We start from the raw sequence: 16,276 nt of genomic DNA, 5'->3' as shown, positions 1-16,276 counted from the left end.
GCACTAACTAAATAAGATACATTATCTTATTTTCTTTCTATTTTAAGAAGAAATCAAGTCCTGTTTTTTCATCAATTCTAAACGATAATATATTTTTTGAGTACTTCAAGAAGGTCCGCCTGCTTTACAGGTTTGGGAAGGAAATCATTCATTCCGGCTTCAAGGCACTTTTCTTTTTCACCCAGCACATTTCCAGCTGTAACACCTATGATAGGTATATGTTCATATCCCGGAAGCATTCTAATATTTCGTGTTGCCTCAATACCGCTCATTACCGGCATCTGTACATCCATCATAATAATGGAAAACTGTTTTTTCCTACATTCTTCCAAAGCCTGCAGCCCATTAACGGCTTCCGTTAGATGTATACCAGGTGCAAGAGATCTCATTATTCTATTATTCAGGACCATATTCACTACGTTATCATCAACCAAAAGCACTTCTAATTCCGAATCAAATACATGCGAAGTTTTCTCAGACTGATCCTTATTAATTTTTACTGTATAACTTTGGTCTACCTTTTTTAAGGTTTTGTATAGATCATGAGATTTGATGGGTTTCAATAATAAATGTGCATTTTCTATTTTTCTAACTGAACTAAGTATGCCCAGTTCTTCAGAAGAAGAAGAAAGTACTATAAATGGAGAAGTCTCATTTCGCTGATTGAACAGTCCTGTTATTTTATCTATTGTTTCCAATCCGGACATAACAGGCATATGATAATCCATCAGGATCACATCGAACCGCTCACCTTTCAACAGGATCTCTAAGGCTTCCATCCCATTAGAAGCCAAGGTAGACTTGATATTTTTATAGGTAAGCATATGCTCAAGAATGATCCTGTTGGTTTCATTATCATCAACCACTAAGGCTGTTTTAATAGTTATCTCCTCTTCGTCTCTCAATGGAGGGATCTCATAAGGAATCTCAATGTCAAAGAAAAATACAGACCCTTTTTCCTTTACGCTGCTCAGCGACAAATGGCTTCCCATATATCCCAGGATATTGTTTGAAATCGTAAGTCCCAGACCCGTGCCACCATATTGTTTACTAATGGAACTGTTTTCCTGTGTAAAGGCATTAAAAATATATTTTTGTTTCTCAATAGGGATGCCAATCCCAGTATCTCTTACTGAGAAGCGCAAAGCAATAGTACGATCATCCATGCGCAATTTCTCAACTTTCAGCTCAATCTCTCCCTTTTCTGTGAACTTCACAGCATTCCCGAGAAGATTAATCAGGATCTGTTTTAACCTTGCTTCATCCATAAAAAGTATTTTGGGAAGACCCGGCTCAATATTGAGCAGAAGTTCAATATCTTTTTTCTGGGATTGATAAATAATCACATTGATCACCTGGCTCAACATATCATAAACATCACATTTTTCAATCAAGAGCTCCATTTTTCCGGATTCTATTTTAGAAAAATCCAATATATCATTGATGATGCTAAGAAGATTTTCCCCAGACTCATTGATGTAATTCAGATATTGCATCTGTGTTTCATTCAGCGGTGTCGTGAGGAGAAGGTCTGAAAAACCTATAACTCCGTTTAAAGGAGTCCTGATCTCATGACTCATATTGGCAAGAAATTCGGATTTTGCTTGGCTGGCTGTATCTGCTGTTTCTTTGGCATTTTTCAGTTCTTCATTGATCTTAACAGCATTGGTAATATTCTGTATGGAAATAATGACACCGCCTACTTCATCTTTTGTAAGATACCAAGGTCCCACTTTAAGGTCGTAATGCTGAATTTCTTCTTTTCCTTCCACCTTTAACGTAAAATCACCGTTGATGTACGTTTTTCCCAACAGCGCATTCTTATAGATCTCTTTTCCTTCTTCGGGAATATTAGGTGATATTGTGAAAAGATTATTACCGATAAGATCTATATCATTCATATTAAATTCCTCTCTCCATCTGCTGCTTACAGCAACATAATTAAGGTCTTTATCAAACATGGCCAAAGGAACAGGAACATCAGTGGCAAAAGACTGCATTATAGCCTCCTTTCGGGTAACTTCAAGAAACATTTTTTTGAAGGCATCAATGTCCTGAATGATTCCGAAAACTCTTTTACAACTATCACCTTCAAATTCGGGAATGCCTTTTACTCTTACCCAGATCGTAGCGCCATCATTACGCAACAGCTGAAGCTCCTCATCAAAAGGAATTCCTTGTTGTATTGCCCTGTTAAAAAGATATTTTATTCTATCCCCGCTTTTTCCTGTGTAAAATCCAAGGGCATTTTCAAAAGTAGGCTGGAAATTATTTTCTATTTTGTGAATTTCTCTTGTACTTTGAGACCAGAAAAGCTTTCCCGTCTTCATATTAGCTTCCCAGCCTCCCACCTGGGCTACTGAGCCTGTTTCCTCAAGCATTTCCTTAGTGTAAAACAGATCGTTTTCTAACTTACCACGCCGGATAAGATCAGATTTTAGTTGTATATAGACAAAAAGGGTTACACCGATAGCTGCAACAGCAGAAAAGATGATGAATAAAACAGTCCGATTGGAAGATTTGTTCAGATCTTCATTTTTTATGGCAAGTTGAAATTCCTCAAGTTTTACAAATTTCTGAACGAGCATGCGGCATCTATCCATAGCCTCCTTGTTTTGTACAAGTTCTGCCGGACTCATTACAATTCCTTTTTTACGATTCTCAATTAGCAAGGCATATTCTTTCATCAACACCTCTGAAGTATACAGCAGTTCATTTAGGATATTAATCTGATCTTTATCTCTAAGATTAAGCCTATCTTTGTGAGAGACAAACTGCGGATATTCATTCTTACTTTTATTGAATGGTTCAAGAAAATTCTCCTTCCCGGTAAGCTGATATCCCCGATTTCCAGTTTCAGCATTTAAAAGAGTACTTAAGATATCTTTTGCTAAGCTTATAGATTCCTTATTTTTTAATAACTCTTTCCTATTCTCCATCTGCTTATGTATGCTGATATAAGATGCTATGGAACTAGCAATCAGAAGCATCAAAGAAATTACTACTCCAATTTGAAGATTTCTAATAATTTTTTTTGGCATTTAATCCTATTTTGGCAATAAAATACTAAAAATAGGTCATTTTATAATGTTAACAAATTAATTTAAAAATTTGTCAGCAGATATTGGAAAATGAGTACAATTAAAGTGTTAAAGATGGGTTTATCAATTTTATAAAAGTTTACTTTGTATATCATCTTTCTCCATTGGTGTTTATTTTAAAAAAAACTTGAATATGTGAGATATTCGATTAAAAAATAAAATTTTTATACTTGTAATGCTTTTGCGACCAGCTCAAAAGTTTAACGTAAATTTTGGAGAGTAAGTGAAAATGATTTCCCGGGCATCGTAGTTTTATTAAAAATCAATTCCTAACATCTTACCATTTCCGGTCATTAATTTGCTAAAAAGCAATTTCTTTTACTTCTATAGCTGATTTTTACCCTAAATTATGAAAAGAAAAATCCCCGGATCCCTCTGGGGAAAAAATCAAATCAATATAACATAAAATATGTTATTTTTTTATTAATATATGGACGTTTAGTAATGTATAATTTTTTTAATTGTTTTCAACGTAAGCTGCAAGGTTTCATTAGTACTTGATATGGAACAAATCTACAATGATCATTAAGGTAATAACAAAGTAATTCTGTAGATATAAAATTTCAGTAGTGTAGATATTGTTGGTAATAATTCTCAATTTTGTTTGATGTTTTGGTGTTGAAAATGTACAATATTTTTGTACTGTTTGTTAAAACTCTGTACATATACGGATAGGCCATTCTTCTTCCATCCTGATGAAATGATTTTGTAAATTTCAAAGTTGAAAGATTGATCTTAATTTTAAACAAATTACTAAATGATTATGGATGTTTATTATATCCAAACAAAAACTGTTTGAATCATTTTTTGTAAAAAGGAACTCAAACAGTTTATATTTATTACTATATCCATCAGTTACCTGAATCTGAGATTCAGAGAAATAATATCTGAACTCATTCCTACAGACTTTGTATAATGTCCATATCTGATTTCCTGCATACGATCTAAATTCTATTTTCTTATTATAGATTATTTCCTTAAATAAAGTCTTTTTATGAATTTATAAACCTCAAACCACAGTACGGAAACTGAAGCTGTGAGCAGTGCTAGTCCAAGTTCTTCTATGCTGAGAGCGGTTACGCTGAAAAACCCGGAAACAGGAGATGCATAGAGAATAATCAGAAGGAAAATTACAACCAATACTGAAATCCCGGCAAGCAGGACGTTTCGGTTCTTAAAACACTCCAACATGCTGTAATAGAAAGAACGGTTTACCAGACTCAGCAATATATTGGAAAATATAAGCGTAGTGAAAACCAATGCTCTGGTTTTAGATTCACCATTTCCATGACTGACAGAGTACTGATACAGCCATAATATCCCTACGGTAATGATGATCCCCTGAATAATGCTTATTGTGAGTTCTCTCCAGTTCAGAAAAGTATCTGTCAATGCTCTCGGAGGCCTTTGCATCGCATTTTTTTCAATTGGCTCATTCTCATAAACAATAGAACACGTCGGCCCCATAACCAGTTCCAGAAAAATCACATGCACCGGAGTAAAAATATGGGGAAATACCCAGCCCAGAAATAAAGGCAAAGAAACGGTGAGTATAATAGGAATATGAATAGAAATAATATACTGGACCGCTTTTTTTATATTGGCATAAATTCTTCTTCCTGCAGCAACCCCAATTACGAGCTTATCCAGATCGTCATTGGTGATGACCAGTGCTGCGGCTGATTTGGCAATTTCAGTTCCTTTATTTCCCATTGCCACCCCAATATGAGCTGCTTTTAAAGCAGGGCCGTCATTCACACCGTCCCCCAGCATGGCCACTACATGGCCCTGCTCTTTCAAGGCAGAAACCACTTCGAGCTTTGCTTCCGGAAACATTCTTGTAAACAAAGTAGTCTCTTCGGAAAGTTTTATAAGATCTGATTCTGAACACGCGGCTATTTCACTTCCATTAACGGGCGGAGTATTGTTTGCTATTCCTGCCTGCAATGAAATGGCTTTAGTAGTATCTGCATTATCTCCTGTAATGACTTTTACCTGAATACCGGCGTCGTAAATATGTTTAAATACTTCTTTTATTCCTTTTTTAGGAGGATCATAAAATACAGTCAATCCTAAAAAGTCAAATTTAAAATCCTGCTGTTTATCCGGGAAATCATTTCCTTCAAAATGAGATCTGGCAACACCGAGAACCCTGAATCCCTGTTCTCCGAAATTCTTTATTAACTTTCTAATTTTGTTTTTTTCTTCTTCTGAAAGACTGGAAACACTGATAATGGCTTCCGGAGCTCCTTTAGCTGCAATAATGCGGTTTTTCTGTTCATTTTCAAAAAGATGGGTCATCATCGGCGGCTTGCCCTCCAGCGGATATTCATGAAAAAGCTGGTAATTTTTTCTTTGGTCAGGCTTCCGGGTCTGCTCATAGACCTTATGCAGTGTTATTTCCATAGGATCAAAAGGTACGGGCTCACTACTCCACATCGCATAATCAATAAGCTCATGCAGCGCTGTTATTCCAAACTCCGGCTCTTCATAAATCTTGTCGGAACGGTAGTCATAAAGATGTTTCAACTTCATGGAGTTTTCAGTAATCGTACCTGTCTTGTCAGTACAGATTACGGAAACGCTTCCCATGGTTTCTACGATACTGCTTCGTTTAATAATAATTCCTTCCCGCATCAGTTTCCATGCCCCCAAAGCCATAAAAGTTGTAAAGGCTACGGGAATTTCTTCAGGAAGAACAGACATTGCCAATGTGAGTCCGCTGAGTAAGCTGGTCACAAAATCTCCTGTTTTAACAAAACTGAAGATGCATACTGCAAGAAAGATAATGATTCCGATAACAGCCATTCCCTTTACAAAGTTCCGGATCTGAAGCTGTAAAGGAGATATTTCTGCTTTTATATTGAGTATGGACTGTCCTATTTTTCCTACTTTAGTTTCTTTTCCTATATTTTCTACCTCAAAAACAGCAAGTCCGGACACAGTGATTGTTCCGCTGTAGACTCTGTTATCTTCGGATCTGCTGTCCTTGGAAACAGAAAAGCTCTCGCCCGTAAGGGATGATTCATTGACAGAAAAATCGTTACTGTGAACGATTCTTCCGTCCGCATTGATGAGGTTTCCTTCTTCGGTAATGCACAGATCTCCGACTGCTATCTCAAAAGTAGGAATATCTATAATCTTTGAATCCCTGATGACCTTACTTAAAGGTTCATTCAATTTTTCAAGTTCTTCCAGTGCCTTTTTGCTCCGGTTATCCTGGTAAAAAGAAATTGCAGTAACTCCAACAATAGCAGCAAACATAAAGAAAGCCTCGCCATAATCTCCTGTAAGCACATAAATGAAGGAAACACATATAAGAAGAATCAGCATTGGCTCTTTGAGGATGTTGAGAAGAAGATCTGTCCAGGATTCTTTCTTAACCGCTTCGAGACGGTTATATCCGTATTTTTTTCTGGAAGCGGTTACTTCGGATTCTGTAAGCCCTTTCAAATTTTCCGGTATATTGTAATTCATACGAAATGGATATGATACTAAATTTACTGATTGTTTTGCTTATCAAAAGGATTTCACCGTAATATTTTTTATCAGGTTCGGTATTGGTGTACGCGGCAAACCTCTGCCTTTTCTTCAGATTCGACAGATTTTTTTCATATCTTTAAGAATCAGCAAGTGAAAGTATTATGGGAGAATTTAAAAGCACTTTTGTTTTTATGGCCGCCGCTTCTGTGGCAATGCAGTTTATCATTTAAAATAACAAATTCCTATTCCACTTGTTCTAAAATACTTTCTTCATCTTTTTTAAGAATCTTAACCGGAACCTGAAGCTCCGTCTGGATTTTTACCCTCAGGGCTTCCAATGCAGACAGCTCACCATGGACAAGCATGACCTGCTTTGGAGGAATTTTATATTTTCTGATCCATTCCAATAATTCAGACTGATCTGCATGCGCGGATAACCCTGTAATTTCTGCAATTTGGGCTCTGACCTCATAGTATTTTCCGTGCATTTTAAGTTCATGAGATTGATTTAACAATGCCCGGCCCCTGGTACCTTCAGCCTGAAATCCAACGATCAGCACTGTATTTCTGCTGTCGCCGATATAGTGTTTCAGGTATTCCAGCACTCTTCCGCCTGTAATCATACCACTTCCTGCAATAACAATTTTTGATTGTTTTTCTGCAATTATTTCCTGGGTTTCAGTATAATCCTTTGTTATGTAAATCTTTTCAATAATGTCATTCCATTGCTGTCTCCCGACTAATGTATAATCTGAATACCTTACCATAATTTCGGTAGCGGCAGCTGCCATAGGACTATCCAGCACCACCGGAATACTGCCCGGGATTTTATTCCTGTCTTTAAGTTCCTGAAGGATATAAATGATTTCCTGTGCCCGCCCGACTGCAAAACAGGGAATAATTATATTTCCCCGGTCTTTTACAGTCTTATTAATCCAATATTCCAACTGATCAGATAAATCTTTATTTTCGTGGAGCCTGTCTCCGTAAGTTGATTCCATAACCAAAAAATCAGCCTGTGTAAAAAAATCGGGAGGAGCCAAAACTGCACTGTGATTTCTTCCTATATCTCCGGAAAAAACTATTATTTTCCCAAAGCAGGTAATTCTCACCGAACAGGCTCCTATAATATGCCCGCACGGCTTAAACATACAGCTTATATGTTCGCTTAGCTTAATTTCCTCATTTTCATCAATCACAAAGAACTGCTTAAAAGATCTTTCAGCGTCATTTACCGTATACAGAGGTTTTGCCGGATGATGTCTTGTATAATGATGGCGGTTGGCTTTTTCGGCATCTTCTTCCTGAAGTTTGGCGCTGTCTAGTAATATCAGTTTTGTAAGTTCCTTAGTAGGACCGCTCATGTAAATTTTACCTTTAAACCCATTCTTTACGATAAGCGGAATATATCCGCAATGATCAAGGTGAGCATGGGTAAGAATAATAGCGTCTATTTCCGAAACATCGGTATCCAGCTGCATCCAGTTTTGCTCTCTAAGGTATTTTACACCCTGAAACAAGCCGCAATCAATTAGAATAGTTAATTCAGGCGTTTTTAATAAATGCTTCGATCCGGTAACTGTTTCTGCACCGCCAAGTGATTTTAAAGTAATCGTTTTCATTTTGATATCATTTACTGGACTTTTACTTTTTTATTCATTTGTTTTACGGTATTGGCTTTACCCATTTTAATGTACAGCCGGCCATTTTTATAGCGGGCTTTGATATTACTGACATCAATACCTTCCGGAAGCCTGAAACTTCTTGCAAGAGAAGAGGTTAAAAATTCTTTTCTTACGTAATTTTTTTTAATTTCTTCTTTTTTATCTGATGTATAAGCCTGAATATTCAAAACGCCGTTTTCTATCTTGATCTTAAAATCATCTTTCTTAAAGCCGGGAGCATTAACCTGTATCTTATAATTCCCGTTTTTATCAATGATATTGACTGAATGTTCTATTTTAGCAGGCTGGTTAACAATTTCGTTTTTACTCCAGAACTCTTCTGTTAATAGTTTTACTGCAGATTGTTTTTGGGCTAAAGTTTTCATAATAACCGTTTTTGATTAGATATCAAAGGTACCATAAGACGTATTCAGAAACCGTGACAGTTATTGTACTTAATTGTGATCGTCATCATCCTTCTGCCACCTATTGATAATATTGATAACTTCCCAGGCACCGGACGGATCTGCATTTCTGACAGATGTCCATCGTAAACTGTCATTCCGTATTCCGGCCACATCATCTTTTAAAGGGTCGTTAAGCCATGCTATAATATATCTGACTCCTAATGAAATAAGAATTTTAAAAATAGAGGGCGAAACAGAACAGTCATCACCAGTAATGATAACAACATCCTTTGCCTGTGCAAAATATGCAGTTGCCTCATCCAACGGAACGCTGATGATGGTAATTTTATGTCTTTTATGATTGGCTAAAGCAAGAAATTGTTTGTCAATCTGACTTATATTATATGCGATCACTTTCATAGCTTCTGTTCATTCATCAAATGTATTGAAGAATAAAAAAGCCAGCCGTGTGCAAAATCATTATTAAAGATGATCTGTATTTTAATTTTTCATCTTCTGTAATCGGGTAATGTCCAAAATTGTAATCCTTCCAGCATTTCTATCAATAAGACCTTCTTCTTTAAAGTCTCCGAGAATCCTGCTTACTGTCTCGATAGCCATACCGGCCATAGAAGCGAGATTCTCCCTGGAAATTTCAAAGTTTCCCGTCTCCGAATGCACCTGATATAATCTGCTGAGAATTTCTGCCATTCTTTTTCTTACTGAAAAATAAGCGAGATGTAAAAGCTGCTGTTCATGATTGACCACATTTTGTGCAAGAATTTTAATAAACTTTTCTGCCACATCAGGATATTTACAGACCAGCTGATCCAGCTCTTCTCTGGGAATAGAACATAAAGCAGCATCTTCAAGTACTTCGGCCGTTTCTTTATACTCTCTTCCTGTAAACAATGAGGTAATTCCAAAATATTCGTCAGGGTAATATACACATGTCATCAGCTCCTTTCCCTCCTCTGTCATTTTTGTAGTTTTTACCGACCCGGAAAGTATGAGGTACACAGCATTTGCCGTATCACCTTCAGTGTATATAATCTGTTTCTTTTTGAGAGTTTTGATTTTGCGGACATCAAAAGATTTTTTCAGTTCTTCAAGACCACTTACAGATCGGAACAAATGATTCATCTGATCACAATTGGTGCTATAAGACTTTTTCTGATGCTCTCTTTTCTTAAGCCTGCTCTCAATAGCATTTAAAAGTTCAATATCATCAAACGGCTTTGTCAGATAATCATCCGCCCCCATTTCTATTCCCCTGCGTATTTCTGCCCTGTCCGCTTTAGCTGTAATAAAGACAAAGGGGATCAGTGAAGTTTCTTCTCTTTTGCTTAAAAGATATAATACTCCATACCCATCGAGCTCAGGCATCATAATATCACACAATATGATGTCAGGGATATATCTGATGGCCAGCTCCACTCCCTGTCTGCCATTTTTTGCCTGCAAAACCTCATAGCCGGCCAACATCAGAATTTCGGATGTGCTTTCCCGGATGTCATCATGATCCTCAATGATCAATATTTTTGTTTTTTCCATACATAATGAACTTATTTCCTTGTAAAAGACAACGTAAACTGAGTTCCTTTACCAGGCTCGCTATTAAAATCTATATTCCCGTTCATCAGATTAACATACCGGAGAACAATATTTAGTCCCAGACCGGTTCCCGGAATATTACCAATGTTATGAGCCCTGAAAAAAGGCTGGAAGAGCCCTGCATGATCATCTTCAGGAATCCCTATTCCATTGTCTTTTACCGTCATCAGGTAATATTCTTTATTTATTTCCGTACAAAACTCAATAAGTGTATTTTCCCCGGAATACTTTATAGCATTACTGATCAGATTCATGAGGCAGTTTCTTAATAAATTCTGATCCAGACTGACAAGATTTTCTACTCCGGTATGCTGATAAATTATAATTTGATTGTCTTTGGTAATCAGCTGCATTTCTTCCACAAGTTCTTCTGAGAAATTTATAATATCAAACTCATTATAAGTTGGGGTTACCATACCCGCTTCCAGTTTTTCCAGGGAAAGAAAATCATTAAGAATCCCGTTGAGACCAGCAATTGCATTTTTTATTTTATGAAGATGTTTCAGGATTTGAGAATGATCAGCAAGCTGAAGGTATTTTTCAATTAGAACGACAGAAAGCTGCATAGAGCTTAAAGGGGTACGGAATTCATGCGAAGCCATAGATACAAAACGGCTTTTCATCCGGTTAAGCTCCTTTTCTTTTTCAAGGGAAAGATTCGCTTCTTCTTTTGCTTTTTCCAAAGCACTTAGCATCTCCTGAAGAGATTTTGTTCTCTTTTCAACCAGGTCTTCAAGTTCCTCGGTGTATTTTTTAAGAAATTCCTCAGCTTCTTTCTCTTTAGAGAGGTCGTGAATAAACCCGGTATAAATAACCCTGTCCTGGAGCTGGACTTCGCTTACAGCAAGTCTGAATGGAAACTGGGTACCATCTTTCCTAAGCCCTTTTACTTCTCTGCCTTTACCAATTATTTTTTTCTCTCCTGTCTGCTGATAGCGCAGAAGATACCCATCATGTCTGCTGTGATCGGGTTCCGGCATTAACACAGAAATATTTTTACCAATTAACTCTTCTTCTCTATACCCAAATATCTTTAACGCAGAGGGATTCAAATTTTCAATCTTACCCTGACTGTCAATAGTAATAATTCCGTCTATTGCTGCTTCTATAATTGCTTGTAAGAGTCTGGCGCTTTCCATAAAAAATAAATACTTACCCTTATTAAAGATAAGTATTTTAAATCAATTTTCTATGAAACACTGTAATATGTTAACAAATAAATATTTTTTAATTATTATTTTTATCAATATTTTGGAATCTAAAAATAGATGTGCCCTCCTTCCGGAATAATCAATAAAGGAATCTGTAAATCGTGAGCTTGTCTGGCTGCATGACTACCGGTAATAAGCCTGCTTATAAAGCTTTTTTGCTGATGACCCATCACCAGCATATCAATGCTTTTCTCTTTTAAAATGTTCAGTCCTGCATCAATGCTCTCGCTTTCAATATAGTTATAACAGATTTTTCCTTCAAGATCTCTAAAAAAAGTATCTTTCTTCTGCTGATAGGATGTATTATCTATAAGATCAACAGCGGTGTCTGTGATATGGGTTATAAGCAGTTCAGCATTGAAATACTTCGCAAATTTGATCAGCGCATGTGATATTTTTATATCCTGTATATTCAAATCTGTGGCAAATGCAATCTTTTTCAGGTCCTGATATTGATATCCTGCCGGTATGAGAAGTAATGGATATTCAGTATGCTCAATCATTTTGATACTGTTGCTCCCCAGAAGAAACCGTGCAAGATTGCTTGCTCCTTTCATTCCCATTACCACCAGTAATGTTCTGTTTCTAGCCGCTGTATCGTTGATCAGCCGTATGGGATCTCCTGTTTCGCATGTATAATAGATGGAAGGATGAAAAGGAAAAGAATCCTCTCCCCACAAATGCTTTTCTTTATATTCAATACTTTTTACCTCTTTCTTCAATTCATCCTCATATTCTTTCTTTAGTACAGGATATTCATATAAAGTCCATGCGGTCTGTCCGAGCATGGGCTCTTCAACAGGTATATGGAAGGCATGACACAGTTCTATATTACTTTTTAATGTATGTGCCAGGTGAAGAGCATATTCTGCGGCAGCTCTGGCGGGCTCTGAAAAATCGGTGGGTACTACAATTGTTCTCATTATTTTAGTTATTAAAATTGAAGTTTACGTTCCAGGATAGGATCAAGATTATAAATATCATTATAGAATACCAGCTTTCCGTTTTTGATAAGGCAGGTAAGGTAAGCAATCATGATAGGAACCGGATGTTTTAAAACAAAATCTTTTCTTTCATAACGATCCATAAAAGATTTCATAAGCGGGATCTCTTTTTCAGCTCCATCATATTTCAGCAGCTGGGCAGCCAGGTCTCCTGCATTTTCTACACGGATGCATCCATGGCTTAAGGCCCGCTGCGTCTTTTCAAATAATTGTTTCTGAGAGGTATCATGAAGGTATACCCCATAGGAGTTTGAAAATCTGAAAACGACAGCTCCAAGCGCATTATCACAGCCGGAAGACTGCCTTATACTGTATTGATACGGGTTTTTATATATTTGTTTCAAATTTGAAGAAGTAGCAGGTATTGCTTTTCCTGATCTGTCATACAGTGAATAATGATGATCTTCGAGATACCGGCTGTTTTTTACTATTTTAGGAAGCATTTCTTTTATGAATATATTTTGAGGAACTTTCCAGTCAGGAGCAGTTGTAAAATAATCAACGGTACTCTTTAAAACAGGACTTGGCGTAGAGGGTTTTCCTACAATCACCTTATAATGGAGTATCCTGTCTTTCTGAACGAAATCCAGGGAATAAGCAGGAATATTCACCAACAGATAAGTATCTCTGCTTGCGTCCATCCAGCGCAAACGCTCCATATTGATAGCAATCTTTTTAAATTCTTCTTCCCGGCTTTTAACACCATCGCCATAATTCACATTCAGATAATTCTGAAAATTAACGTATTCCTTAATTTCAGGCTGAACATCCAGAACTGTTTTTTGTAAATCATCTTTCTGTAATGCCTGATGCAATATCTCTACTGCCTTAAAACCTTCTATATTATTACCATCAATAAAAGACGAACTGTAAAAAGGATTGTATTTTCCAAAGTGCAGGTAATTGATATAAGTAATAAGAGCATCTGTCATTAAAATATCAGTTACAGCATTTTCTTTGGTATCTGTATATTGAGTTTGCTCTGCAACAATATTTAAAATTTCCGGGGTAAGACTCTGCTCATGGTAATCTTTGGAAGATAGTCCCCTTTTACCGGTATCTTTCAATAAAAGAATGGCATCCTGAAGCAGGCTCTTCTTTACAGAGGGATTCATCCAGACATATTCAAACCCGTGTTGATGATAAAACTGGTTTACAGATTTTGGAAAGTGCAGTTCCGTAAGTTCAGCTTTATCACGGAGTACAATTGCTATTTGATTGGCAGCACTTATATCTTGTCCGTGGAAAAATGTAATACTGAAAATAACAGTTATCCAATTCAATAAAGTCTTCATAATCCTTAATTTATGAATGTAAAGTTCCAAATTCATTGCCTGATGAATAATGACCCTTATCACATAAAAAAATGACATAATCCTGTACTCTATTTTTCTTATATGAATACAGCAATCATCTGTTTTGATAAATCAACTTAAAAACTATATACACAACCGTCATATGATCAACATCATTTTTCAGAATGACTGCCATCATTCCTTTACCTGTAAGTCTTCCTGAACTTTGAAGTATAAAATTGACTACAGATGAAAACAAACGAACAATTACAGCAAGATGTACAGGATGCCATCAAGTGGGAACCTCTGCTCCACCCTGCAGAAATAGGAGTTACGGCAGCAGATGGGGTTGTATCTTTAACCGGAACTGTTGATAGCTTTTCGAAAAAGAAACAGGCAGAAAATGCAGCCAGAAATGTAGCCGGAGTAAGGGTACTGGTCGAAAACATCCAGGTAAAACTTCCGGATTCAAAGGTAAAAACGGATGCTGAAATTGGTGCTGAAATCATCAGTGCTTTTGCTTCCAATGTTATTATTCCTCAGGATAAGATAAAGGTTAAGGTAGAAAACGGATGGGTAGATCTGGATGGTGAGCTTCCCTGGGATTATCAGAGAGAGATTACTGAAAATGCAATACAATTCCTCCCCGGAATAAAAGGTATCTTTAATAATATCACCATCAATCCCGATACTGATGATACGGTCAGTAAAAATAAAGTAGAAGAAGCATTGAAAAGAAGTGCTGTTGATGAAAGAGAAATAACGGTCTCTGTAACTGGTACAACAGTAACCCTGACAGGAACTGTCCATTCATGGCAGCAAAAGGAAGAAGCAGGCCGGATTGCCTGGAAAACTCCTGGTATTAAACATTTAAAAAACAAACTGGAAGTCGATTATGAATACAATGTATAAGTAAACGGTTCCGCTTATCCGAAATTAAACAGAATATTGTGAAATCTTTTCTTACAAAAAGCTTTGCTCTTGCAGGCAATATTGCCTCCTTTTCTGCCCGGTTTTTCAGAGAAATGGTGAAATCCGGTTTTGAATATAAAGAGTTTACCAGACAATGTTTTGTTGTGGGATATCAGTCATTACCTCTGGTAACCGTAACTGCTTTTATCATGGGGCTGGTACTTACCATTCAGTCACGTCCGGCAATGTCCAGATTTGGGGCTGAATCCTGGATACCGGGTATGGTTTCCCTTTCATTAATAAGAGAAATTGCTCCGGTTATTACCGCTCTGATCTGTGCAGGAAGAGTTTCATCCGGAATAGGTGCCGAGCTTGGGTCTATGAAGGTTACCGAACAGATTGATGCTATGGAGGTTTCTGCCATTAATCCTTACCGTTATCTTGTTGTAACAAGAACTCTTGCCACAACATTAATGATCCCTGTCCTGGTAATTTTTGCCGATCTGGTGGGAATTCTGGGAGGTTTTATAGGAATCAATATTCACGGAGATAATAGTATCAGTCACTATTTTTCCCATGTTTTTGAGTCACTGGAATTTGCCGATCTTCTTCCGGCAACCCTGAAAACATTTTTTTTCGGTTTTTTTATCGGAATTATCGGCTGTTATCATGGTTTTAGTGCTGAAGGAGGAACAAAAAGTGTAGGAAAAGCTGCCAACACAGCCGTAGTTTCAGCTTCCCTGATGATTTTTATTATTGATTTGCTCGCAGTACAGATCGCGGATTTATTTTTTGAATTGTAATGAAAACATATGAAAACCTTAACGCTGAATTTACCTTACCTCAGATTAACGGACCGCTAATCGAGTTTAAGAATGTATGCAAATCTTATGGCAATAATAAGGTATTGGACGGGATCAGCTTTCAGGTTAAAAAAGGAGAAAATCTGGTGATATTAGGAAGATCAGGTTCAGGAAAGTCCGTTACGGTAAAATGCCTTGTAGGTCTTACCAAAATTGATGAAGGAGAAATCTATATTGGCGGAAAAGCAATAACCAGCCTTAATGAAGAAGAGCTTAACAAGGTGAGGAAAAAAATTGGTTTTCTGTTTCAAAGCGGAGCTTTATATGATTCTATGACGGTGAGACAAAATTTAGCATTCACCTTACAGCATCATAATAAAAATCTGAGTGAAGAAACAATATATCAAGCCATTACAGAAGCGCTAAGCAATGTTGGCCTTGAAGAAGCCATCGACAAAATGCCATCGGAACTTTCAGGAGGAATGCGCAAAAGAATAGGCCTCGCAAGAGCTCTGATCATCAAGCCTGAAATAATGATCTATGACGAACCAACCGGAGGGCTGGATACGATTACTGCCAAAGAAATTATAGAACTGATACGCAGCATTAAGCAGAAGTTCAATACAACTTCTATCATTATCACCCATGATTTATTATGTGCAAAGTATACCAGTGACCGGGTTATTGTACTGAAAGATGGAAAGGTCAATATGGAAGGAACCTATCAATCTATTGAAAGCAATATGGACAGCTGGATAAAATCATTTTTTGAAAAATAAACG

Annotated in this window: 12 protein-coding genes; 3 read left to right on the top strand and 9 right to left on the bottom strand. The window is 37.0% G+C overall.

The features are described from left to right. Positions 1-77: 77 nt before the first annotated feature. The 9 genes from DEU40_RS04530 to DEU40_RS04485 all read right to left on the bottom strand — a co-directional run bounded on the left by DEU40_RS04530 (position 78) and on the right by DEU40_RS04485 (position 13,779). A complete protein-coding gene (locus tag DEU40_RS04530; RefSeq protein ID WP_110008731.1) occupies positions 78-3,041 on the bottom strand; it encodes a response regulator in 2,964 nt (987 codons plus the stop codon). Positions 3,042-4,070: 1,029 nt separating this feature from the next. Further along, complete coding sequence (locus tag DEU40_RS04525; protein WP_110008730.1) at positions 4,071-6,578, bottom strand: cation-translocating P-type ATPase; 2,508 nt, start codon at positions 6,576-6,578, stop codon at positions 4,071-4,073. 248 nt (positions 6,579-6,826) lie between these two features. Continuing rightward, the gene (locus DEU40_RS04515) at positions 6,827-8,206 is read right to left on the bottom strand and encodes an MBL fold metallo-hydrolase RNA specificity domain-containing protein (protein WP_110008729.1); all 1,380 of its coding nucleotides are present in this window, start codon (positions 8,204-8,206) and stop codon (positions 6,827-6,829) included. A gap of 11 nt (positions 8,207-8,217) precedes the next feature. Next, positions 8,218-8,634, bottom strand: coding sequence for an Hsp20/alpha crystallin family protein (locus DEU40_RS04510; protein WP_110008728.1), 417 nt, complete (start codon positions 8,632-8,634; stop codon positions 8,218-8,220). Between the two features lie 69 nt (positions 8,635-8,703). Then, on the bottom strand, positions 8,704-9,075 hold the full coding sequence (locus DEU40_RS04505; protein WP_110008727.1) for a hypothetical protein: 372 nt from the start codon (positions 9,073-9,075) through the stop codon (positions 8,704-8,706). A gap of 81 nt (positions 9,076-9,156) precedes the next feature. After that, positions 9,157-10,209 carry a response regulator gene (locus DEU40_RS04500; RefSeq protein WP_110008726.1) on the bottom strand — a complete coding sequence of 351 codons (1,053 nt, stop codon included), beginning with the start codon at positions 10,207-10,209 and terminating at the stop codon, positions 9,157-9,159. Positions 10,210-10,220: 11 nt separating this feature from the next. After that, a complete protein-coding gene (locus DEU40_RS04495; RefSeq protein ID WP_110008725.1) occupies positions 10,221-11,408 on the bottom strand; it encodes a PAS domain-containing sensor histidine kinase in 1,188 nt (395 codons plus the stop codon). A gap of 119 nt (positions 11,409-11,527) precedes the next feature. Continuing rightward, on the bottom strand, positions 11,528-12,403 hold the full coding sequence (locus DEU40_RS04490) for a universal stress protein (RefSeq protein ID WP_110008724.1): 876 nt from the start codon (positions 12,401-12,403) through the stop codon (positions 11,528-11,530). Between the two features lie 11 nt (positions 12,404-12,414). Continuing rightward, positions 12,415-13,779, bottom strand: a complete 1,365-nt coding sequence (locus DEU40_RS04485) for a L,D-transpeptidase family protein (protein WP_110008902.1) — start codon at positions 13,777-13,779, stop codon at positions 12,415-12,417. A gap of 249 nt (positions 13,780-14,028) precedes the next feature. Here DEU40_RS04485 and DEU40_RS04480 point away from each other — a divergent pair, with 249 nt between their 5' ends. The 3 genes from DEU40_RS04480 to DEU40_RS04470 are packed head-to-tail and all read left to right on the top strand — an operon-like array spanning position 14,029 to position 16,273. Next, a complete protein-coding gene (locus tag DEU40_RS04480; RefSeq protein ID WP_110008723.1) occupies positions 14,029-14,691 on the top strand; it encodes a BON domain-containing protein in 663 nt (220 codons plus the stop codon). A 38-nt stretch (positions 14,692-14,729) separates the two neighbouring features. Continuing rightward, a complete protein-coding gene (locus DEU40_RS04475) occupies positions 14,730-15,494 on the top strand; it encodes an MlaE family ABC transporter permease (RefSeq protein WP_110008722.1) in 765 nt (254 codons plus the stop codon). Beyond that, positions 15,494-16,273, top strand: a complete 780-nt coding sequence (locus DEU40_RS04470; protein ID WP_110008721.1) for an ABC transporter ATP-binding protein — start codon at positions 15,494-15,496, stop codon at positions 16,271-16,273. The genes DEU40_RS04475 and DEU40_RS04470 overlap by 1 nt, the downstream gene beginning before the upstream one ends. The last annotated feature ends 3 nt before the right edge of the window (positions 16,274-16,276 follow it).

Source organism: Chryseobacterium sp. AG844 (assembly GCF_003182335.1).
Taxonomy (GTDB): Bacteria; Bacteroidota; Bacteroidia; order Flavobacteriales; family Weeksellaceae; genus Chryseobacterium; species Chryseobacterium cupriresistens.
Note: the sequence above shows the minus strand (reverse complement) of the source record. Positions and strands in the feature narration are given on the sequence as shown.

What these genes read in the sequence shown, in the direction of transcription:
- DEU40_RS04530 (WP_110008731.1), bottom strand. Translation starts at nt 3,041, where the DNA reads ATGCCAAAAAAAATTATTAGAAATCTTCAAATTGGAGTAGTAATTTCT.
- DEU40_RS04525 (WP_110008730.1), bottom strand. Translation starts at nt 6,578, where the DNA reads ATGAATTACAATATACCGGAAAATTTGAAAGGGCTTACAGAATCCGAA.
- DEU40_RS04515 (WP_110008729.1), bottom strand. Translation starts at nt 8,206, where the DNA reads ATGAAAACGATTACTTTAAAATCACTTGGCGGTGCAGAAACAGTTACC.
- DEU40_RS04510 (WP_110008728.1), bottom strand. Translation starts at nt 8,634, where the DNA reads ATGAAAACTTTAGCCCAAAAACAATCTGCAGTAAAACTATTAACAGAA.
- DEU40_RS04505 (WP_110008727.1), bottom strand. Translation starts at nt 9,075, where the DNA reads ATGAAAGTGATCGCATATAATATAAGTCAGATTGACAAACAATTTCTT.
- DEU40_RS04500 (WP_110008726.1), bottom strand. Translation starts at nt 10,209, where the DNA reads ATGGAAAAAACAAAAATATTGATCATTGAGGATCATGATGACATCCGG.
- DEU40_RS04495 (WP_110008725.1), bottom strand. Translation starts at nt 11,408, where the DNA reads ATGGAAAGCGCCAGACTCTTACAAGCAATTATAGAAGCAGCAATAGAC.
- DEU40_RS04490 (WP_110008724.1), bottom strand. Translation starts at nt 12,403, where the DNA reads ATGAGAACAATTGTAGTACCCACCGATTTTTCAGAGCCCGCCAGAGCT.
- DEU40_RS04485 (WP_110008902.1), bottom strand. Translation starts at nt 13,779, where the DNA reads ATGAAGACTTTATTGAATTGGATAACTGTTATTTTCAGTATTACATTT.
- DEU40_RS04480 (WP_110008723.1), top strand. Translation starts at nt 14,029, where the DNA reads ATGAAAACAAACGAACAATTACAGCAAGATGTACAGGATGCCATCAAG.
- DEU40_RS04470 (WP_110008721.1), top strand. Translation starts at nt 15,494, where the DNA reads ATGAAAACATATGAAAACCTTAACGCTGAATTTACCTTACCTCAGATT.